21 protein-coding genes are annotated in these 22,233 nt (G+C 33.2%); 1 reads left to right on the forward strand and 20 read right to left on the reverse strand.

What is annotated here, in order from left to right:
• Positions 1–945 precede the first annotated feature (945 nt).
• Entirely contained in the window at positions 946–1,539 is a 594-nt protein-coding gene (gene clpP, locus RAH41_RS11935; RefSeq protein WP_025568718.1) for an ATP-dependent Clp endopeptidase proteolytic subunit ClpP, read from the forward strand.
• 82 nt (positions 1,540–1,621) lie between these two features.
• Here the strand turns inward: clpP and RAH41_RS11940 are convergent, their stop codons facing one another.
• The 20 genes from RAH41_RS11940 to RAH41_RS12035 all read right to left on the reverse strand — a co-directional run bounded on the left by RAH41_RS11940 (position 1,622) and on the right by RAH41_RS12035 (position 22,159).
• Positions 1,622–1,879, reverse strand: coding sequence for an HPr family phosphocarrier protein (locus RAH41_RS11940; protein ID WP_025568719.1), 258 nt, complete (start codon positions 1,877–1,879; stop codon positions 1,622–1,624).
• Positions 1,880–1,899: 20 nt separating this feature from the next.
• Complete coding sequence (gene whiA / locus RAH41_RS11945; RefSeq protein WP_097973535.1) at positions 1,900–2,850, reverse strand: DNA-binding protein WhiA; 951 nt, start codon at positions 2,848–2,850, stop codon at positions 1,900–1,902.
• A gap of 39 nt (positions 2,851–2,889) precedes the next feature.
• A complete protein-coding gene (locus RAH41_RS11950; RefSeq protein WP_331222705.1) occupies positions 2,890–3,858 on the reverse strand; it encodes a YvcK family protein in 969 nt (322 codons plus the stop codon).
• Complete coding sequence (rapZ, locus tag RAH41_RS11955) at positions 3,858–4,742, reverse strand: RNase adapter RapZ (protein WP_331222706.1); 885 nt, start codon at positions 4,740–4,742, stop codon at positions 3,858–3,860. Before rapZ ends, RAH41_RS11950 begins: the two co-directional genes overlap by 1 nt.
• A gap of 28 nt (positions 4,743–4,770) precedes the next feature.
• Positions 4,771–5,229, reverse strand: coding sequence for an 8-oxo-dGTP diphosphatase (locus tag RAH41_RS11960; RefSeq protein ID WP_331222707.1), 459 nt, complete (start codon positions 5,227–5,229; stop codon positions 4,771–4,773).
• A 499-nt stretch (positions 5,230–5,728) separates the two neighbouring features.
• On the reverse strand, positions 5,729–6,676 hold the full coding sequence (gene trxB / locus RAH41_RS11965) for a thioredoxin-disulfide reductase (RefSeq protein WP_331222708.1): 948 nt from the start codon (positions 6,674–6,676) through the stop codon (positions 5,729–5,731).
• 266 nt (positions 6,677–6,942) lie between these two features.
• Positions 6,943–8,442, reverse strand: a complete 1,500-nt coding sequence (locus RAH41_RS11970; RefSeq protein ID WP_331222709.1) for a tetratricopeptide repeat protein — start codon at positions 8,440–8,442, stop codon at positions 6,943–6,945.
• A gap of 174 nt (positions 8,443–8,616) precedes the next feature.
• A complete protein-coding gene (locus tag RAH41_RS11975) occupies positions 8,617–9,117 on the reverse strand; it encodes an acyltransferase (RefSeq protein ID WP_331222710.1) in 501 nt (166 codons plus the stop codon).
• Positions 9,114–9,761, reverse strand: a complete 648-nt coding sequence (gene ppaX / locus RAH41_RS11980; RefSeq protein WP_331222711.1) for a pyrophosphatase PpaX — start codon at positions 9,759–9,761, stop codon at positions 9,114–9,116. The genes RAH41_RS11975 and ppaX overlap by 4 nt, the downstream gene beginning before the upstream one ends.
• Positions 9,762–9,774: 13 nt before the next feature.
• Positions 9,775–10,716 carry a nucleoside recognition domain-containing protein gene (locus RAH41_RS11985; RefSeq protein WP_331222712.1) on the reverse strand — a complete coding sequence of 314 codons (942 nt, stop codon included), beginning with the start codon at positions 10,714–10,716 and terminating at the stop codon, positions 9,775–9,777.
• Between the two features lie 27 nt (positions 10,717–10,743).
• Complete coding sequence (lgt, locus tag RAH41_RS11990; RefSeq protein ID WP_331222713.1) at positions 10,744–11,556, reverse strand: prolipoprotein diacylglyceryl transferase; 813 nt, start codon at positions 11,554–11,556, stop codon at positions 10,744–10,746.
• Positions 11,557–11,577: 21 nt separating this feature from the next.
• Entirely contained in the window at positions 11,578–12,519 is a 942-nt protein-coding gene (gene hprK, locus RAH41_RS11995; protein ID WP_098232001.1) for an HPr(Ser) kinase/phosphatase, read from the reverse strand.
• Positions 12,520–12,799: 280 nt separating this feature from the next.
• Complete coding sequence (locus tag RAH41_RS12000; protein WP_025671435.1) at positions 12,800–13,174, reverse strand: phage holin family protein; 375 nt, start codon at positions 13,172–13,174, stop codon at positions 12,800–12,802.
• Positions 13,175–13,184: 10 nt separating this feature from the next.
• The gene (locus RAH41_RS12005) at positions 13,185–13,370 is read right to left on the reverse strand and encodes a PspC domain-containing protein (RefSeq protein WP_331222714.1); all 186 of its coding nucleotides are present in this window, start codon (positions 13,368–13,370) and stop codon (positions 13,185–13,187) included.
• Between the two features lie 409 nt (positions 13,371–13,779).
• Positions 13,780–16,638, reverse strand: a complete 2,859-nt coding sequence (gene uvrA / locus RAH41_RS12010; protein ID WP_331223032.1) for an excinuclease ABC subunit UvrA — start codon at positions 16,636–16,638, stop codon at positions 13,780–13,782.
• 14 nt (positions 16,639–16,652) lie between these two features.
• Entirely contained in the window at positions 16,653–18,638 is a 1,986-nt protein-coding gene (gene uvrB, locus RAH41_RS12015) for an excinuclease ABC subunit UvrB (RefSeq protein ID WP_331222715.1), read from the reverse strand.
• Between the two features lie 291 nt (positions 18,639–18,929).
• Positions 18,930–20,225 (reverse strand): hypothetical protein, encoded by a 1,296-nt coding sequence (locus RAH41_RS12020; RefSeq protein ID WP_331222716.1) that lies wholly within the window; start codon positions 20,223–20,225, stop codon positions 18,930–18,932.
• A gap of 12 nt (positions 20,226–20,237) precedes the next feature.
• The gene (locus RAH41_RS12025; protein ID WP_331222717.1) at positions 20,238–21,080 is read right to left on the reverse strand and encodes a hypothetical protein; all 843 of its coding nucleotides are present in this window, start codon (positions 21,078–21,080) and stop codon (positions 20,238–20,240) included.
• Positions 21,077–21,766, reverse strand: coding sequence for an ABC transporter ATP-binding protein (locus RAH41_RS12030; RefSeq protein WP_331222718.1), 690 nt, complete (start codon positions 21,764–21,766; stop codon positions 21,077–21,079). Before RAH41_RS12030 ends, RAH41_RS12025 begins: the two co-directional genes overlap by 4 nt.
• Complete coding sequence (locus tag RAH41_RS12035) at positions 21,767–22,159, reverse strand: GntR family transcriptional regulator (RefSeq protein ID WP_331222719.1); 393 nt, start codon at positions 22,157–22,159, stop codon at positions 21,767–21,769.
• Positions 22,160–22,233: the final 74 nt, after the last annotated feature.

The following is a 22,233-nucleotide window of genomic DNA, read 5'->3' on the forward strand; positions in this document are numbered from 1 at the left end:
CAGTAGGTTAATGCAAGTAGCGGCTCGATTGGTGCGCTGATGTTTCGCTTTGTAGCTTATTCGATCGTGCTCTATCCACTGAGCTACGAACGCATTATAATATCTAATTAAAATAAATATAGTGTATCTGTCGCCCCAATCTCAGTAGGTTAATGCAAGCAGCGGCTCGATTGGTGCGCTGATGTTTCGCTTTGTAACTTTATCTAAGGTTAATAAGAAAATCTTATATATTATTATATCGTTAGAATGTTCTGACCGCAATGATTTAGGTTTCTTTTGAGTACGAAAATATCTTTGATGATCATTATTTTATAGGTTTTTTCCGTTTTTTGATGGCTTGTTGATACCTGTAAAATCATTTTTTCTTAAGCCGTTTTAATGTGTCTTTGACCAGTATATATTCACGTATCATTTTTTCATTACCTCTAGCTTACTCTTTAATAACGGATGTTTAGTTTTTGATATATTGTCACATTTATCTCCATTTTTTGTTAAAAAATTTAATAATTATACTTGGTATTTTAAGTAGTATAGTTTATTTATGTATTAAATTAATAAGAAAAATTAAGCAAAAATTTAATTTAAACAAAAAAATATAAATTTAAGACGTCCCTGTTTATAGGGGACTTTTTTTTATGGTTTGCTTCTTTCTTTCGTTCTCATCTTGGATGGACTACGTTTAGTCCATAGCGTAAAATAAGTTCTAATCATTTAGTTATTAGTTTTTTAACATATCGAAAAGAAAAACTACATAAAGTTACGTTTAATAATAGGAAAAGTCGTTAATGATGTTGAAGTATTAGATAAATAAATATGTTATAAAAGGTCAATATTTTTTTGGTTAAATAATACATTAAATATAGCATCTCTTTTATTTGACCTTTTCTGACCTTAAAGGTATTATTGTATTAATCATTCATTTCTTTTAAACAAGGAGGAGAAAAAATGAATTTAATTCCTACAGTTATTGAACAAACAAGTCGTGGTGAGCGTGCGTATGATATATACTCTCGTCTATTAAAAGACCGTATCATCATGTTAGGTAGTGCAATCGATGATAACGTAGCTAACTCTATTGTTTCACAACTTTTATTTTTAGCAGCAGAAGATCCAGATAAGGATATTTCATTATACATAAATAGTCCAGGAGGAAGTATTACTGCTGGTATGGCTATTTATGATACGATGAACTTTATTAAGCCTCAAGTATCTACAATTTGTATTGGTATGGCGGCTTCAATGGGTGCTTTCTTATTATCTGCTGGGGAAAAAGGAAAGAGATATGCTCTTCCAAATGCAGAAGTTATGATTCACCAACCATTAGGTGGTGCTCAAGGTCAAGCTACTGAAATTGAAATTGCAGCTAAGCGAATCTTGTTCTTACGTGATAAATTAAACAAAATTCTTGCAGATCGTACTGGTCAACCATTAGATACGATCGAGCGTGATACAGAGCGCGATAACTTTATGACTGCAGACCGTGCATTAGAATATGGATTAATTGATAAAGTAATTTCTAATACTGCAGCTATTAAATAATAATAAAAAACTAGCCGTAATTTTTCGGCTAGTTTTTTTATAAAAAAAAATTGGACATCCAACTTGTGAATGTCCAGTTACATTAAATTTCTTCTCCAATAAAGTCCATTACGGCTTCCATCGCTTCAACTTCATCGTCCCCAGTAACAGTAATGACTATTTCTTCTCCATGTGGTACAGCGAGACTCATAACACCCATAATACTCTTAACGTTTACTTGTTTACCTTTGTAAGCTAATAATACTTCTGAACGAAATCTCGTAGCAACTTGAACAAATTGTGCTGCTGGACGAGCCTGTATTCCTGTTTCTAATAGTACTCTCCCTTTTTTCTCAATCATTTTTTCTTCCCTCTTAACTTTTATTTTATTTTTATTGGTTCTCCAGCTCTTAGTTTATCAGCTATTTCATCAATTTTACGTAGTCGATGATTGATTCCTGATTTACTAATCGCACCACTAGATACCATTTCACCTAACTCTTTTAATGTTACATCCTCATATGCTACTCGAAGTTCTGCAATTTCACGTAGCTTTGGCGGCAATATATCTAAACCAACTGAGCTTTGGATATAACGTATATTTTCAATTTGCCTGAAGGCTGCACTGATTGTTTTATTTAAGTTCGCAGTTTCACAATTTACTAGACGATTAACACTGTTTCTCATATCTCTTACAATGCGGATATCTTCAAACCTTAATAAAGCTGAATGTGCACCTACAACGTTTAAAAACTCAGTAATTTTTTCTGCTTCCTTTAAGTACGTAATATAGCCTTTACGTCTCTCCAGTGTTTTAGCATTTAATCCGAATTCATTCATTAGGCGACAAATTTCTTCTGTATGCTCTTTATATAGTGAAAAAATTTCTAAATGGTATGAAGAAGTCTCTGGATTATTTACCGAACCTCCAGCTAGAAAAGCACCTCTTAAATAGGAGCGTTTACAACATTTCTTCGCAATTAGCTCTTTCGCTATTTCATTCGTAAAGGTAAATCCTTCACCAGTTATATAAAGATCATTTAAAATATGTTTCGCTTCTTCTTTTATTCGAACAATATATACATTGTTCTTTTTAAGACGCATTTTTTTACGAACGAGCAATTCAACGTCCACATCATAAACACGTTTTATTAATACATATATTCGTCTAGCAATTGCTGCATTTTCAGTAACTACATCTACAATAAATTGGCGATTCGCTATTGATAATGAACCATTCATTCGAATTAAAGAGGATAGCTCAGATTTTGAACAACAATCTTTGATCTCAATCGTTGTTAATTCTTTTTTCGTTTCTGATGCAAAGGACATTTGAATCACCCCCTCCTTCTAGTTCTATATATTTTTTCATTAGTCTTTTATTTTTGTTGGGATTAGATCACATAAGATTTCAGCTAACTTTACTGTATCATGCCTAATCACATTATCATCATATTTAACGATCGACTTATGAACAATTTCTAGATTTAAAGATTCAAGCTCATTTATATCTAGTTTTACTTGTTGAGCATGTTCTTCCTTATAAAGTTCTAAAATATTTTTAGGCATTGTGCCTTCATTTACAATAATTGTATCGATAAAACTTGAGTCTAAATGTTGGTATATAGCCTTTACATGATCACTAGCTGTATAATGCAAAGTTTCACCCGCTTGAGTCATCACATTACATACATATACTTTTTTAGCTTTTGCATTTATAACAGCCTTCCCAATTTTAGTAACTAATAGATTAGGAAGGATACTTGTATATAAACTACCCGGTCCAAGTACAATTAAGTCAGCACGATTAATTTCATCAAGTGCCTCTTTTAAAGGTTCAACATTACCTGGTGCTAAAAATACTCTTTTAATCTTATTTCCAGAATAAGGAATTTTCGATTCACCTGAAACAATTGTGCCGTCTTCTAATTCAGCTTTTAATACGACACTTTGATTAGCTGCTGGTATTACTTTCCCTCTAACATTTAATACCCTTCTCATTTCAATGATTGCACGATAAAAATCACCTGTTATCGCAGTCATTGCACTTAGCATTAAATTACCTAGAGAATGTCCAGAAAGGTCTCCAGATGTTGCAAATCGATGCTGGAATAATTCTTCCAACATCGGTTCCACATCTGACAATGCGGCAAGAACATTTCGTACATCACCAGGCGGTGGAATTTTTAACTCGTCACGTAATCGTCCAGAGCTACCACCGTCATCTGCGACTGTAACGATAGCGGTAATATCAACGGGATGTTTTTTCAACCCTCGAACTAAAACAGATAGCCCCGTTCCTCCTCCGATTATTACTATTTTTGAACGTTGACTAACCATTACTTATGACTCCTTTTTTCAACGTCCCGATGACTAATATTCGTATCATATTGATCCTTATAGTAGTTAGCTAAATACTCTGCTAAAGTAACAGAGCGATGCTGTCCACCTGTACATCCGATCGCAATGATAAGTTGTCGTTTACCTTCTCTTTTATATTGAGGTAACATGAAACTAATTAAATCAATTAGTTTCAACATAAATTCTGTTGTCTCATTAAATTTAAGAACATAAGAGGAAACTTCTTCATCTAAGCCAGTTAAAGGACGCATTGATTCAATATAAAATGGGTTTGGTAAAAATCGTACGTCAAATACTAAATCTGCATCGATTGGTATTCCGTACTTAAAACCGAATGACTGAATATTTACTGAAAAACCTTCTTGTTCATTTTCTCTAAATTGCTCTATTATTTTTTCTCGTAATATTTTAGGTTTTAAATCTGAAGTATCGTAAATTAATTGTGCACGCCCTTTTACTTCAGCTAAAAGAGTACGTTCCAACTCAATTCCTTTTAATGGAGATCCCGTTGGAGAAAGTGGGTGTGAACGTCGTGTTTCTTTGTAGCGAGTAACAAGAGCAGCATTCGTTGCATCTAAAAATAAAATTTGAGGGATGATTGAAGGAGTTGACATTAATTGATCTAATGAATTCCCTAGCTGATCAAAAAATTCTCTTCCACGTAAATCCATAACAAGAGCAACTTTGTCTGTTGTATTGTGATCCGGGTCCTTTAATAACTCTACAAATTTTGGAAGTAGAGCAGGAGGAAGATTATCTACACAGAAATAACCGATATCTTCTAACGCTTGAACAACGACAGTCTTTCCAGCACCTGACATTCCAGTTATAATAACCATTTTCACATGTGATCTTGTAGGCATTTAACTCAACCCTTTCTATAATTTAAGGTTAACTAGGATTCAAACGATATCTTAATAATTCAAAATCCGGTGTATAAACAAAGGTACCATGTAAAATTTCTGTACCCTTTAATAAATAATCAATAATATGATAGTCACCTGCTGCCATAGGAAGATTTTTCACGTCATCTATTGCATGCCAGCGAAGAATTCCTTCTTCACACTCATCTTGATTTTCACCGTCAAACTCGGTAGCCAAAAATGAAAACATCATCCATTCATTCACTACCTTAGCATCTTCTTCTATAATAATTGTAAAAACACCTTTTAATTTTGGGTTTTTTAAGTAAACACCTGTTTCTTCACGATATTCACGAACAACTGCTTCTCTAATGTTTTCACCTGGCTCCATCTTACCGCCGGGTGCAACCCACCAGTTTCTTCTAGGTTTTTGTAGCAAGAGGATATTATTTTCATTTACCAAAACACAATGTGTAACTCTTTGCATTTCCTATACCTCACTTACAATTTGGACTTGCAGTTGGTTGAAACTGCCCAATCTATATTATACCGTTAAACTAGTCAGACAACAACTTGTTAAGAGTTGGAATTAAGGTAGAAAGCACTGGCTAAAGGAAAAGATTTTGTGGGTTCGAACTACGGTTTGAGGAACGAAACCGATCACTTTCGGAGACAAATAAAGAAAACTCACTTTTGATGGGCTTTAAATGACAAAGGCGTAGTTTCACTTATACTTAATGCTAAAATTTGCAGCTAGGTCTAATCCTCATTCGTCTCTGCAATTTAAAGCACAAAAAAAGGGAACATGGACAAGCGCATATCCATGTTCCTATATATATTAGGGGGCTCTCTGGTTAGTGTCTATATTACAGTAACTATGTTTCAAGAGAGTTACACCCTAATTACATATAAGTTTCAGAATATTACAATTTCGTTCACAATTCTAAAACTTAATTTTATTAATTAGTTTAACGAATTAATCAAGCTTACTTAGTTTTAGATAATTCTTCTTTTAATTCTTCAATATAATGTTGTACTGCTTGAGCAGCAATACTTCCATCTCCAGTAGCTGTTACAACTTGACGTAAAGTTTTTTCACGAACATCACCAGCTGCAAAAATACCTGGTACTCTTGTTTCCATTACATCATTTGTTTCGATATATCCATTTTCATTCGTAATACCTAAACTTAAGAATGGTTTTGTTAATGGAAGCATTCCAATATAGATAAATACACCATCTGTTTTAAATTCAGATTCTTCACCATTTTGAGTATCTACAAGCGTTACGCTACTTACTTTACCATCAGTTCCGTTAATTTCTTTAATTGTTGAATTCCAAATAAATGAAATTTTTTCATTTGCAAATGCACGGTCTTGAAGAATTTTTTGAGCTCTTAATTGATCTCTACGGTGAACAATTGTAACTTTAGAAGCATATCGAGTTAAATACACACCTTCTTCTACTGCTGAATCTCCACCACCTATAACAACTAATTCTTTATCCTTAAAGAACGCTCCATCACAAACTGCACAGTAAGATACACCACGACCTCCAAGCTCTTGCTCTCCTGGAACACCAATTTTTTTGTATTCTGCACCAGTCGAAATAATAATTGCACGAGCTTTGTATTCTTTTTTACCAGCAATGATTGTTTTATATTCTTTACCGTCGATAATTTCTTTAATGTCACCATAAGCGTATTCAGCACCGAATTTTTTCGCATGATCAAACATTTTATTTGATAAATCTGGACCTAAAATACTATCAAAACCTGGGTAGTTTTCTATTTCTTCAGTATTTGCCATCTGTCCACCTGGAATACCACGTTCCATCATTAATGTAGAAAGATTTGCACGAGATGTATATACAGCTGCAGTCATCCCTGCAGGACCAGCTCCAATAATAATTACATCATAAATTTTTTCTTCCATTTCTTAATCACTCCTTGTACTTAAATGGCTAATTGCCCTACTTCATTAACTACCACTATCCTAATACGCGATGACATAAAACAACAAATCATATGCTCATGATAAAGAAAACTCTTCGATTGACGAGCTTTTAGGAGAAGTCAAAGGCGTAGTTTCACTTATACTTAATACCTAGTATTGGCTAACACATCGAGTACAAATCCTTGCTGCCAATTTATACTCACCTTAATGAGAAATAAAGAAGCTTGCATTAACACCATCTGGTATTAAAACAAGCTTCGAATGGCGCTAATGCCTTTATTTAATAAATAGGTAGAGATATTATAGTTTGCTGCAATTTTCTTTTGTGATACACGTTTTACTTCATTTTCAACAAGATAATGTGTAGCAGCTAATAAAACATCTTCATTTACTGGTAATTCTTTATATTTTACTGTAAGTTCACAAATAGCGAAAAACCATAATTGAAGATGATTACGTAGTATTATATAATCTTCTTCCCAAGTTGTCTGAACTTTTTTTGCTCCGTTAATTGCAATATTCAGCGATGGATGAGGCTCTAGATAACACATATTATTCAAAAGAACTTGTTCTAATTGTTCATCAAGGCCAATATTTTCTAATGGATTTAAATCTTGAAGGATTGAACTGAATTTTTGTTCATAATAATATTCCTTCATAAAATAGATTAATCCCCATCTCTCACTATTCGAATTGGAGTATTTTGCTTGGTACTCTGTTTCAGCCATTAATTGTTCGATTTCATTTGATGAATGTTTTTTTTCAGCCCATGGTGCCAATTCCTCATGATCATCAAATTCACTTGTCATTTCAAAATTCCAAATACGCTCCGCCGTTTCAATTCTTCCAGATTGATAAGCTGCATCACAGAACATATAATAAAACTGTATTTCACGATCTGGTCGTTCCATATAAAGTAAGTTAAATAACTTATAAGCTTCGTCATACTTCTTGAATTGATAGAAAAGTACACCAAGCTTGTGGCGGTGCTCTTCAGAAATTGGAACAATATTGGATAAGCCTTCAAGATATTGCAGAGCAATTTCTTGTTCATTTAATATTCTTTTTAGCATTGTTAAATGAATTAAGGCTGATAAATTACCTGGATTTTGTTCTAAAACATATTGTAATACTCTTTCAGCTTCCTCAGGATTACCTAAATGAAGTTCTACTAAAGCTAAGTTATTATAAGCTGGCCAAAATTCTTGATACTTATCAACAATTGTAAGTAAAGTTGTTTTAGCAGATTTCCAATCATGATTTGCCAAATAGCTTGTAACTCGCTCTTGCAGCACTAATAAATCATCATTAATACTAAAATCATCATCTTCTTCACTATGAATAATATCTAAATAGTCTTCTAGTTCTTCTATTTGTTCTTCATCCGTACCAATTTCTAAATACTTTTGAGCATACAAATTGGCTTTTTGAAACAATCCTAATTCAAAAAATGCAAATGCTAATAAATAATATACATCCTCATTTGTTGGAAATTTATCTAAAATATATTCTAAAATAGTTATTGTAGTTTGATATTGATGTAATGATAAAAGCTTTCTAGAAATATCTATAAGAACTGTTTGATTTTCTTCATTTTCAGCAGCTTTTTTCAAATAATAAATCGCTTGCTCAGAATCGTTACTATTATAAGCTTTCATTCCTTTTTCGTAGAAATAATCTTTCGGTAACGAGAACGAAACGACATTATGAAATTGATTTGTTTGATTCCCCAAATTTTCAGACATTCGATCCTCCAGTTTTTCAAGCTTATCACAGTATATCACATAAAAAGAGGAAATAGTCGCCGTCCAAATTATAAGAATTTTAAACGTACGTACAATTTCCACATTATCTTAATAAGTTGTCAAAGTATTATTTTAACCGAAACAAAAAATATTGAAAACCACTTTTTTAAGAGTTTAAAGAGTAGTTTCAGATTGTGGTAATGAAATGATAACCATAGGATTACCTCCAACGAATGCACCAGCTGGAACATCCTTATTGACCAGTGTTGCAGCTGAAACTTTTGCACCATCACCAATTGTGACACCCGGCAGGATTGTCGTATTTGCACCAATTAACACATTATTACCAATAATGACTTCTCCTAATCGATATTCATTAATTAAATATTCATGCGCCAAGATTGTTGTATTATAGCCAATAATCGAATTCTTACCAACTGAAATTAATTCTGGAAACATTAAGTCAGGCGTTACTTTAAACGCAAAGGATGTATACTCTCCTACTTTCATTCCAATAAGATACCTATACATCCAGTTTTTCAGTCTAAAGAAAGGGATATAACGAGCTATTTCAATCACAATAGTATTTCGAAATGTTTTCCAAAATGAAACAGTCTTGTACACTTGCCAAAGTGAATTCTCACCTTCGATTAAGTAGCGCTTCGTTTTCCTCAATTTTCATCAATTCCTAAAATCGGTAATAGATCGCTCATCTTTTCAAGCATAAAATCAGGTTTAAAAGTAGCTAAAAATTCTTTTCCTTTTAGTGACCAAGCAACTCCTGCTGTTTTCGTTCCAGCATTTTTACCACCTTCAATATCATGGTAATTATCTCCCACCATTATACTCTCTTCAGGATTAGAATGTAATTTCTTTAAGGCTAATTGAATCGGTTCTGGATGTGGCTTAGCATTTTGTACGTCATCAATTGTGATAACAGTATCAAAGAATTGCTTTAATCGACTAAAACTTAGCCCCATTTCAACAACATTTCGTGCCTTTGTTGTTACAATCCCAATTTTATAGCCTAATTTGTGTAAAGTTTCAATCGTCTCATAAACCGTTTCATACTCCTCAACAAACTCATCATGCATCTCCATATTAAAACGGCGATATTCCGAGATAAACTCATCAACTCTTTCTGCATCTACCGTAGAGAAAGATTCAGTTAAAGTTGGACCCATAAAAGGTATAACATGTTCACGTTTATATTGTTCAGGATAATATTTATTCAAAGTATGCAAGAATGAAGCGATAATTAATTCATTTGTATTGATTAAAGTACCATCTAAATCAAAAAGTATCGTATTTATTTTCATAAGAAACTCCTTTCTATTTCACTTCAGCTTTTAAACTTGATTCCGTTTTTCTACCAACTCTTCCTACGATTCTTGCAACTATACAAGTAACAACTAATGCGACAAAGAAACGAATTAAAAATAAGTATAAAACCGGAATACCCAAAGGAATAAAGAGAAGTGTATCTTCTACAACAGCATGACAAGCTACTAAAAATAAGAAAACAAGGTATAAATCTCGTTTCGAAACACCATCTTCTTTAACGGCTTGAATCATTACACCTGCTCCAAAAGCTAATCCAAAAAACAATCCCGCAGCCAATGTAACACCGGCTTTTGCTTCAACACCGATTAATTTAGTAAATGGAGATAATGCTTTTGTTATATAATTCATCCACCCAAAATCTTTTGCAATTTGAATAACTAGCATTAATGGAAAAACAATTTTAATAAGGTTTAAAATACCCATTAATGACGAGATGATGGCATTATAAACGATATCCCATCCGGACTGGTTAACGCTTTCTGCAACCGCAATGCCTTTATGAACAATTTCTGTTCCACCAGACCAAAAGAAATGGATACAAATAGCAGATATAATTGCAAATCCTATCCTTACTAACACAACAAAAGATGCTCGAACCCCCACAGCAGTAGCTACTGTCGTTTCAACAAATAGATTATGAGAAAAACTTAACATAACTGCAAGAATCAATGCCTCCTTAACAGTTAAATCCATTGGTAGCATTGCTCCAAGAGCTGCATAAAGATTTAAAACATTCCCTAAAACTAATACTAATGCTGCATCTCCCTTTAAACCGATAAAACTCATTAATGGTTCAAGAATATTAACAAACCAGTCCATTAGTGCAGTTTCTTTAATAATCGTTAAAATAAAAGAAATAGGGAAAATTATTTTCCCTATTTTCCAAGAAGTTTGTAAACCTACTAGTAACCCTCTCTTTAAAGTTTCCAACGTGCTCCCCACTCCTGTTTTACAAACTTATGCGTCTAAATAACGCTCATTTGATAACCCTTTAACTCTACGATAAATAAGAATGATAATAGATAGTATGATAATTACGACTGAAATAAATTGCGCCATTCTAATTGTACTTGTTAACATTAAACTATCTGTTCTTAGTCCTTCAATAAAGAAACGACCAACTGAGTACCAAATTAAATAAGTTAAAAACATTTCACCGCGTCTTAGATTCGCTTTTCTTAAGATTAGTAAGAAAATAATCCCTAATAAACTCCATAATGATTCATATAAAAAAGTTGGATGATAATACGTTCCATCAATATACATTTGATTAATGATCCAATTAGGTAAATGAAGACTTTCTAAAAATGATCTAGTTACTGGTCCTCCATGTGCCTCTTGGTTCATGAAGTTTCCCCAACGTCCAAGCATTTGGCCTACTAAAATACTTGGTGCGGCGATATCTGCAAGCTTCCAAAATGAAATGCCTCTTTTCTTAGAAAAGAAGTAACTAGCAATAAAGGCTCCTATTAAACCACCGTGAATAGCTAACCCACCATGCCAAATTGCTGGTATTTCACTAACATGTTTTGAATAGTAGCTCCACTCAAAGAGCACATAATAAATTCTAGCCCCTATAATTGCTGAAGGTAGAGCTACTAAAATAAGATCCAAAAATGTATCATCAGGTATTCCACGTCGTTTACTTTCACGAATTGCTAACCATAAACCTAATACAACACCTAAACCAATCAATACCCCATACCACTTTATTGAAAGAGGACCTAAGTGTAAAAATACTTTATCTAATGGCTGAATATTTGACTCCATTTCAATTTCCCCACTTTTTCATTAAATTAAATCACTAACGTTATTACCGCCTTGAATTACTTTTTCTAATCGATCTGCAAATTGCTGCGCTGCATTTACTCCCATATTTTTCAATCGGAAATTCATCGCTGCTACTTCAATAATAACAGCCAAATTTCGACCTGGTCGAACAGGCAATGTTATTTTTGAAATATCTGTATCTAATATTTTAAGTTTTTCATCGTCTAAGCCTACTCTGTCGTAAACCTTTTGAGAATCCCATGTCTCTAGATCAATGTTCAACGTAATACGCTTGTAATTACGTACAGATCCTGCTCCGAAAAGAGTCATTACATTAATAATTCCTAATCCACGAATTTCCAATAAATGTTCAATTAATTCTGGCGACGAACCAATTAGCGTATCCTCATCAGTTTGACGGATCTCTACTGAATCATCAGCTACTAATCGATGACCACGTTTTACTAACTCTAGGGCTGTTTCACTTTTACCAACTCCACTTTTCCCAGTAATTAATACGCCTACACCATAAATATCAACTAATACACCGTGTAATGCTGTAGTTGGAGCAAGTTTAGCCTCTAAATAACTTGTAAGTCTACTGTACATTTTAGTTGTCTTACTGTTTGAGAGTAAAATAGGTACTCCAGTTTCTTCACCCGCTTCAATTAATTCAGATGGAATTTCTAAACCTCGTGTCACGATAATACAAGGCGTATCATCTGCACAAAGTTTTCTTAATCGATTATGTTTTTCTTCGTCAGTTAAGCTATGATAAAAAGTTAATTCTGTTTTTCCTAATATTTGTACTCGATCAGATGGATAGTATGTAAAAAAACCTGCTACTTCTATACCTGGGCGAGATAAGTCAGTCGTGTTAATCGAACGATTCAAACCTGCACTTCCACTAATGACCTCTAATTTAAAATACTCAACTAAATTCTTTGTACGTAATTTAGCCATACAAGCCTCCTAAGGATTAATAATTATGTATTATCTCTCATATTGTACCATTTTTAAACTTTTGGGGAAAATGTCGACAAGTCAGCAACTGCGCTAAAACAATTAAAAATCATTAATATAAAAGTATTTTTTTCACAAATTTAGTAACTTTCAATCATTTTTAGCAATATAGTAATGACAATAAGTCAAATACCAACGGAGTTCACAAAATATTCGAATATCCCATTAATCAAAAAAAAGAGACTCTCAAAAGTACTTTAACTTAAGAGACCCCTCTTTTTTACCGATGACTATGCTTTTTCTTATCCTTTGAACCAAATACAAAATATTGTATTAGCATACTGAATGTACTAATTAGAATCGATGCGATAATTGCAGTTCCAAATCCATTTACTCGTAGGGCATCTCCTAATAAATAATCAGTAATTTCTAATGTAAATGCATTAATAATAAACAGGAATAACCCCATCGTAAAAATGGTTACAGGTAGAGTGATTAAAATTAAGATTGGGCGAATAATTGTATTTAAGATCGATAACACCAACGCAGCAATGATAGCCGTTGGAATATTTTTTACATAAAAATCAGGTTGCAAAAATCCTGCTACTACAATAAAAACTAAGCTATTAATAGCTAATGAAAATAACCATCTCATTTATTTCACGTCACCTTCTTCTGGAACAAACAAATATCCAAATTAAATAAACGAATAGAAGTGCTCCAAATCCTACAAAGAATAAAATAACAAACAGTAAACGGATTAATGTACTGTCCATATTAAAATACTTACCCAATCCACCACAAACACCAGCAAGCATAGAATCTTTAGAAGATCGATATAGTTTTTTCACAAAAATCTCCTCTCTATCCATACGCACTCATTTTTAATCATTACTTATTTTTCTATTTCATTATTTATTCTATGTTAAAACATTAAAGAAATGTGGACTACTTTTCAAGTAAAAGGAATTATGAATAGCATTAACAATTCCTAAATAAAAACAAATACAAAGAAAAGGAGTATAGGTCCTATTCTTTGTCATACTGTTGAATAAGACTCTTATTAATTATTGTCGAAATTTTCGTAAAAGTAGCCCTATTGATTCTACATTCTGACAAAGTAAAAGAAGAATAGTTGATTTCCGTTTCAGAATGCTCGCTATCCAGCTAATTCAACTGGCGTTGAGTATCCTTTCGTTTTAATCAACTACTCTATCACATCAATATTTCAATAATTATACACTTTTAAAAGAGACTTTTTTAGGATTCCATCAATGCCAATCTTTGTTCCATTCTAGCTTTGTCACGCTCTAATACAGCTTTTAAATACTTTCCTGTATGAGACGCTTCGACTTTACTTAGTTTCTCTGGTGTACCGGTTGCTACGATGGTACCACCTTTGTCTCCACCTTCTGGTCCTAGATCGATTAGATGGTCGGCTGCTTTTATGACATCTAAGTTATGTTCAATTACAAGTACAGTATCTCCATTATCTACTAGTCTTTGTAAAACAACTAATAATCGAGCAATATCATCAACATGAAGCCCTGTAGTAGGTTCATCTAATATATATAAAGTTCTTCCATTCGTACGCTTATGAAGCTCGGAAGCTAGTTTAACACGCTGTGCTTCTCCGCCAGATAAAGTCGTAGCAGGCTGACCTAATGTAATATACCCTAAACCTACATCATTTAACGTTTGAAGTTTCCGTTTAATCTTAGGAATATTTTCAAAAAACGAAACTGCATACTCAACTGTCATATCTAAAACTTCAGATATCGATTTATCTTTATACTTAACTTCTAAAGTTTCTCGATTATATCGTTTACCATGACAAACCTCACATGGTACGTAAACATCAGGCAAGAAATGCATTTCTATTTTAATAATTCCATCGCCTCGGCATGCTTCACATCTACCACCTTTAACATTGAAGCTAAAACGACCTTTCTTATAACCGCGAACTTTTGATTCATTCGTAGCGGCATATACATCTCGAATATCATCAAATACACCCGTATAAGTAGCTGGATTTGAACGAGGAGTACGTCCAATTGGTGATTGATCAATATCAATAACCTTTTCCAATTGTTCAATCCCTTTAATTTCTTTATGCTCTCCTGGACGTACTTTCGAACCATTTAATTTTTGAGCTAATGATTTATATAAAATCTCATTAATTAATGTACTTTTCCCTGATCCTGATACACCTGTTACGGCAACGAACGTACCTAATGGGAATGAAGTTGAAACATTTTTTAAATTGTTTTCTTTTGCTCCAACAATTTTAATTTCACGTCCATCGCCTTTTCTACGCTCAAGCGGAACTGGAATAAACTTCTCACCTGATAAGTACTTCCCTGTTAATGAATTTTGATCATTCATTACTTCATTTGGCGTTCCTTGTGATATGACCTGTCCACCATGAATACCAGCTCCTGGTCCGATATCAATTAAATAATCTGCCGCTAGCATCGTATCTTCATCATGTTCTACAACAATTAATGTATTTCCAATGTCTCTCATATTTAACAAAGTTGAGATTAAACGATCATTATCACGTTGGTGTAATCCAATTGATGGCTCATCCAAAATATATAATACACCAGTTAATCTCGAACCAATTTGAGTCGCTAAACGAATCCTTTGCGCTTCTCCACCAGATAATGTACCTGCAGCTCGGTTCAATGTTAAATAATCTAAACCAACATTTACTAAAAAGCCTAATCGCTCTCTAATTTCACGAAGGATTAGATTAGCAATTTTTTCTTGTTTCGGTGTTAATTCAAGCGATCCAAAGAAATCAAACGCTTCTTTAACTGACATTTTTGTCACTTCACCAACATGCAAGCCACCAATAAATACAGCAAGGGCCTCTTTTCTTAGACGATGCCCTTTACAAGTTGGACAATGTTGTTGAGCCATGTATTTTTCCATTTGCTCACGAATAAAATCTGAAGATGTTTCTTTAAAACGTCTTTCTACATTTGAAATAACACCTTCAAATTCAATCATTGCTTCACGTACGTGACCTTGCTCGTTATCATATTTAAAATAGATTTGTTCTCCATTACTACCATAAAGAATTTTATCTTGTTGATCTTTTGGTATATCTTTAAATGGGATATTCATATCAATTCCGTAATGATTACATACACTTTCTAGTAATTGAGGATAATACATCGAGCTAATTGATTCCCACGGTGCTATTGCATTTTCTTTAAGAGTTAAATCATCATTTGGGATAACTAAGTTTAAATCCACTTCTAATTTCGTTCCTAATCCATCACATGAATGGCAAGCGCCAAACGGGCTGTTAAACGAAAACATACGCGGTTCTAATTCCCCAATTGAGAATCCACACAGTGGACATGCATGATGTTCACTAAATAGTAATTCCTCTTCACCGATTACATCAATAATCACTCGACCTTCTCCTAGTTTTAATGCTGTTTCAAGAGAATCAGCTAGTCGAGATGCTACACCATCTTTTACAACAATACGGTCAATTACTACTTCGATTGAATGCTTCTTATTTTTCTCTAATTCTATTTCATCAGATACGTCAAATAACTCACCATCAACACGAACGCGAACGAAGCCTTGTTTTTTAATTTCTTCAAATACTTTTACATGTGTCCCTTTACGACCAGATACCACTGGGGCAAGCACTTGAATTTTCGTTCGTTCAGGATACTCCATTACACGATCTACCATTTGTTCAACTGTTTGGGAAGAAATTTCGATACCATGATTTGGACAAATTGGCGTTCCAATACGAGCATAAAGAAGACGTAAATAGTCGTAAATCTCTGTTACTGTACCAACTGTTGAACGCGGATTTCGGCTAGTTGTTTTTTGATCAATTGAAATCGCAGGAGAAAGTCCTTCGATTGAATCAACATCAGGTTTATCCATTTGACCTAAAAATTGACGAGCATACGCAGATAATGATTCTACATATCTACGTTGACCTTCTGCATAAATCGTATCAAATGCTAAAGATGACTTTCCTGATCCCGATAAACCAGTCACAACTACTAATTGATTACGAGGAATCGTTACATCGATATTTTTTAAGTTATGCGCTCTGGCCCCTTTAATAATTATTTCATTCATACTTTTCAAGTTCTTCACCTCTCAGACTTCAATTCTAATATTAAGTCACGAAGTTCTGTTGCTCGTTCAAAATCAAGCGCCTTCGCTGCGTCCTTCATTTCCATTTCAATTGATTGAATAAATAAATGACGTTCTTTTTTGTTCATTTTCTTATATTTAGCACTAATGCCGTTTTCATAAACTTCTTCCTCTTCAGCTACTGAAGTAGCTCGAATCACATCACGTACTTGCTTAATAATCGTTTTAGGAGTGATTCCGTGTTTTTTGTTATATTCTTCCTGAATCTCACGACGACGTTTTGTTTCATTTATAGCAATATCCATCGAATTCGTCATTTTATCGGCATACATAATAACATGACCATTTGAATTCCTTGCAGCTCGACCAATTGTTTGGATTAGTGAACGTTCAGATCGTAAAAACCCTTCTTTATCTGCATCTAAAATGACAACTAATGAAACTTCAGGAATATCGATCCCTTCACGTAAAAGGTTAATACCGATTAACACATCATATTTACCTAAACGAAGATCACGAATAATTTCAATTCGTTCAAGCGTTTTAATTTCAGAATGCAAATAGTTAACCTTAATTCCGATTTCTTTTAAATAATCCGTTAAATCTTCAGACATTTTCTTCGTTAGAGTAGTAATTAGTACTCTCTCATTTTTAGCAATGCGATTACGAACTTCATCGATCAGATCGTCAATTTGACCTTCAATCGGACGAACATCTATCGTCGGATCTAGTAGACCTGTTGGACGAATAATTTGCTCTACTTTCTCAGGACACAGATCTAGCTCATATGGTCCAGGTGTAGCAGTTACATAAATAGTTTGTTGAACTTTTTCTTCAAACTCTGCAAACTTTAATGGTCGATTGTCCAATGCTGAAGGCAAACGGAATCCATGGTCTACTAATACTTGCTTTCGAGCTTGATCACCGTTAAACATTCCTCTAATTTGCGGAACTGTAACATGGGACTCGTCAATCACCATTAAGAAATCTTCTGGAAAATAATCTAATAATGTATATGGCGTAGAACCTGGTGGTCTTAGCGTCAGATGACGGGAATAGTTTTCAATTCCTGAACAAAATCCCATCTCGTTCATCATTTCTAAATCATATCTAGTTCGTTGCTCAAGTCTTTGAGCTTCTAGTAACTTACCATTATCTCTCATTTCCTTTAATCGTTCTTCTAATTCAACTTCAATATTTTTAATGGCGATTTTCATTTTTTCTTCACGTGTAACGAAGTGGGAAGCCGGGAAAATTGCAACGTGTTCACGGTCACCTAAAATTTCACCTGTTAAAGCATCTACTTCTCTAATTCTCTCAATTTCATCACCAAAAAATTCCACACGAATACAGTGCTCATCACGTGATGCCGGGAATATTTCAACAACATCTCCACGAACTCGAAATGTACCACGTGAGAAGTCAATATCATTACGCGCATACTGAATGTCTACTAGTTTATGTAATAAGTCGTCTCTACTTATTTCCATTCCAATTCGTAGAGAACAAACTAATTCACGATATTCTTCAGGAGAACCTAAACCGTAAATACAAGATACACTCGCTACAATAATGACATCCTTACGTTCAAATAGGGAGGAAGTCGCAGAGTGACGTAATTTATCAATTTCATCATTAATACTTGAATCTTTTTCAATATAAGTATCTGTTTGAGGTACATAAGCTTCTGGCTGAAAATAATCATAGTAACTAACGAAATACTCAACTGCATTATTTGGAAAAAACTCTTTTAATTCACTATATAATTGACCTGCTAATGTTTTATTGTGAGCAAATACTAATGTTGGTTTTCCTATTTCTTTAATTACATTTGAAATGGTAAACGTTTTTCCCGTACCTGTTGCACCTAATAAAACTTGATGCTTTTTACCATTTCTAACCCCATCAACTAACTGCTTAATCGCATTTGGCTGGTCGCCTTGAGGTGAATAATTAGAAACTACCTCGAATTCCTGCTCCATCTTCCCCGCCTCCATTTCCAAAACATACCTATCCTTCTATTTTACCACAAAATTTCAAAAATCAATCAAAAACAGAACAAATGTACTTTAAATTTAATCATCTTTACATATTATCGATGTTTAAGTACGAAAGCAAGTAATCAAACTAGAACGTACATTCTTTTAGAAAACAGGAGAGTAGACAGGCAAAGAAAAAAGAACAGGAATAAAGAAAGAAGAGGAGTAAGAAAAGATTTCATAAATTTTATAAAATCCTTTCCTATACCAATCTCTATCTTTTTCCTGCCCTACTTATTCAACCTGGAAATCATACACTTGTAATTTTTTTAATGCTTTACTAGATTTTCCTTTATTATTCTTCACTTCAATTTTGCCTTCGAAAACATTTTGTCCATTTGCTAAATCAGCAACAATCAAATCTTTATTGAACTTGCTAGGATTTTCAGTACTATTCGTAATTGCATATAGTTTTCCGTCGATGACTTTATAATTTGAAAGATTATTACTATCTACCTTTTTTATGAGTACTGTTTCACCTTCGACTTTTTTATTGTTTAGATTATACTTTAAAACTGAAAGATCTTTATCACTTTGCGTTATAAAATACAAGTTTTCTTTATCAAGAATTACATTACTCTGCATTAATTGCTCTTTTTGTTCACTCGATAAATTTAAATTTTCTTCTTTACGAGTTTCTAAATTAAATATGATTACTTCATTACTAAGTTCTTCAGTTTCCGTTTCTCCATTTGCTTGAACTGTATCCTTTAATTTTACTTTTTTGTATACATCGAATTTAGAAGGAACAGTTTCATCTGAATCTTGTATTAGATTTTGTATGTCAGTATGTGTACGAGAATTTTGATCATTGGATGATTTATTAATGACTGTACGATCAACAATTTTCTTTTGGTTTACATTAATTCGATACATAACTAATTCATTTTGATCGACATTTATATTTGAATTTGTAGTTTTATCATTCACTACATCCGTTTTATTTTGATAAGTAGTGACAATTAAATCTTTACCGATTAATTGTACATCTTGTACATAAATATATGAGTAGTTTTCTTCCTCTGGAATATCAAGTTTAAATTTAAAACGGTCTTTATTATGAAGATCAAGACCATCTATATACATTTTAAAATGATTATTTTGGTGCTCATACGTACCACCAAGTTTTCCACCTTTTACATCAGCATGCCAAGCATAATCTTTATCGATATAAAATTGAGAAGAAGAAAGTTTTCCGCGCATAAAGTTTCTTTCTTTCTTCTTTAAATCATCTAATTTCTTTAAATCATAGTAGTCACTATCAAGTTCACTTAGCATTGAATTTTTGTCTGTATATTCACTTCCATCAGTAGTAATAGTTAAACCTCTACCTCCACTACCTCCACTACCTCCACTCTGATCATATCCAGCGCTAATCGTTAAATCTTTAACGTATTTTTTATCTCCACTTTCAGTCTTTAAGTAAAATTTAGGCAACTTGCTTTCTGACATAGCTACTTTCGTAAAAAACGTACCTAAACTAATTGTCGTGACAACGGCTATTACTGCCAAATTACGATATCGCTTCATTCTAACTCCTCCTTAAACCGATACTTTGTTTTTTAATAAATATTTACTAAATAAGATTGAAACTGTAATGATGATTGTAAAAAGACCTAATTCCATATAGAACACTTCACTCGGATAAAATGCAAAATCATCTCCAAATAAATAGGATTCAATAAAAGCTGGTATAAGAAGTAAACCTGCAATTGCAACCACGTATAAAATCCCAAAAATTATGCCTTTCCAACGATAACTACGCTCCAATAATATGAATGTGAATAGGGTAAACACTAGTCCCATTCCAATTAGATACCTAAAAATGAAATCCATAAAATTACTTGGTAAAATCATTTGAAAAATATTAGGACCCATAACAAGACTAACCATATTCATTTTTCCTAAAAGTTCACTTGGAACTATTTGTTGAAATACTTTTATTTCAATCGGTAAAAGTATTAATTGAAATGCGAGCAAACTCAACACCATAATTAAGATTGTAGTTGCTTTCGCAAAGTAAATTGTCATTCTTGAAGTTGGCAGCATAAATAAACGGTAAATAAACGTGTTTTTCCCAAAATAATCTCTGTACCAAATAATAAAAACATAGAACATCATTAAAGCTATGCATATGACAATTGGACCAACAAATAGTAAATGATTAGCAACCTGATTAAAGGTAAGTAACCCATTTGAAGAGATAAACTGCTCTGTTGCTTTCATAGAACTTGCATAGTTTGCATCGTTAGCAGCTTGCATATAGTTGGATTTTACTAAAAATAAACTTACAAACTGTGAAATAGCTACTATAATAAGTAACCCTATATATAATTTAAAAAATCGATTCACTTCAAAGTTAACTAGTTTTAAATAACGATTCACGATTCGTACACCTCTCTCATTACGTCCATCACTGATTTACCTTCTTCTAATCGAATCTCTTCTGTATAAAACTCTTTCAGAATTTCACCGTTATCTAATAAAACGACCTTATCAATTAAATGCTCAATGTCACCAATTTCGTGCGTAGTTATGATCACGCCTCGATCCTCAATTAAGTGACTCGTAAACACTTTTGCAATTTGCTCTCTACTAAACATATCGATACCGGAAAAAGGTTCATCCATCAGAACATAATCAACATCTAGTCCTAAACCAAAAAGTAAATTTGCTTTTGCAGCATTCCCTTTTGAAAGCTCACCCAGTTTCTCATCTTCCTTTAATCGGAAAAATCCAAGTAATTCTTTTGCACGCTCTGGATTCCAATTTACATAAAAATCCTTCATAAACTGCATTGCTTCTCCTACTGTAAAACTAGGTAGCATTGTAAGTGTATCTGGAATAAACGTGATGTTTTCGTACATTGTATGATTCATTTTCTTATCATCTATTACTATTTCACCGCGATCGATTGGCGTAATCCCCATAATTGCCTTCATCGTTGTAGACTTACCAACACCATTAATACCAATTAAACAAGTGATTTCTCCTTTATTTGCTGTGAAAGAGATATCACGTAAAACATTTTTCCGACCGTATTTTTTTGAAACATTCTTTACTTGTATCATTTAAGCCTCTCCTTTCCCTTCATCCTTTATCTTTTGTTCATAGTTTTGTTTGACCATTGTAAGTAACTCTTCAACAGGAACATTAATTACTTTAATTGAATCGACAAATTCATTTACAGCTTCCATAATCAATTCATTTCGTACACCATTTAAAACTTTTATATCAGTCGTAATCTTACTAGGGAAATTTCGTTCAGTTGTAATCAATCCTTGTTCCTCCATTTCCTTGTATGCTTTTTGTACAGTATTTGGATTTATATTAAATTGAACAGCTAATTCTCTTCTTGATGGTATTTCTTGACCAGCTTCTAATAGTCTTTTGGCAATTTGTTGCTTAAAATGCCTAACGACCTGTAGATAAACAGGTTCACGGTTATTCACTATAAATTCCATCAATCCACCTCCTCGTTCTTTATACGATTTTTGTAGTATGTGTGTGTACTATTTAGTTCATACACTTAATGCAT

The organism is Gottfriedia acidiceleris (assembly GCF_036421055.1).
GTDB lineage: Bacteria > Bacillota > Bacilli > Bacillales > Bacillaceae_G > Gottfriedia > Gottfriedia acidiceleris_C.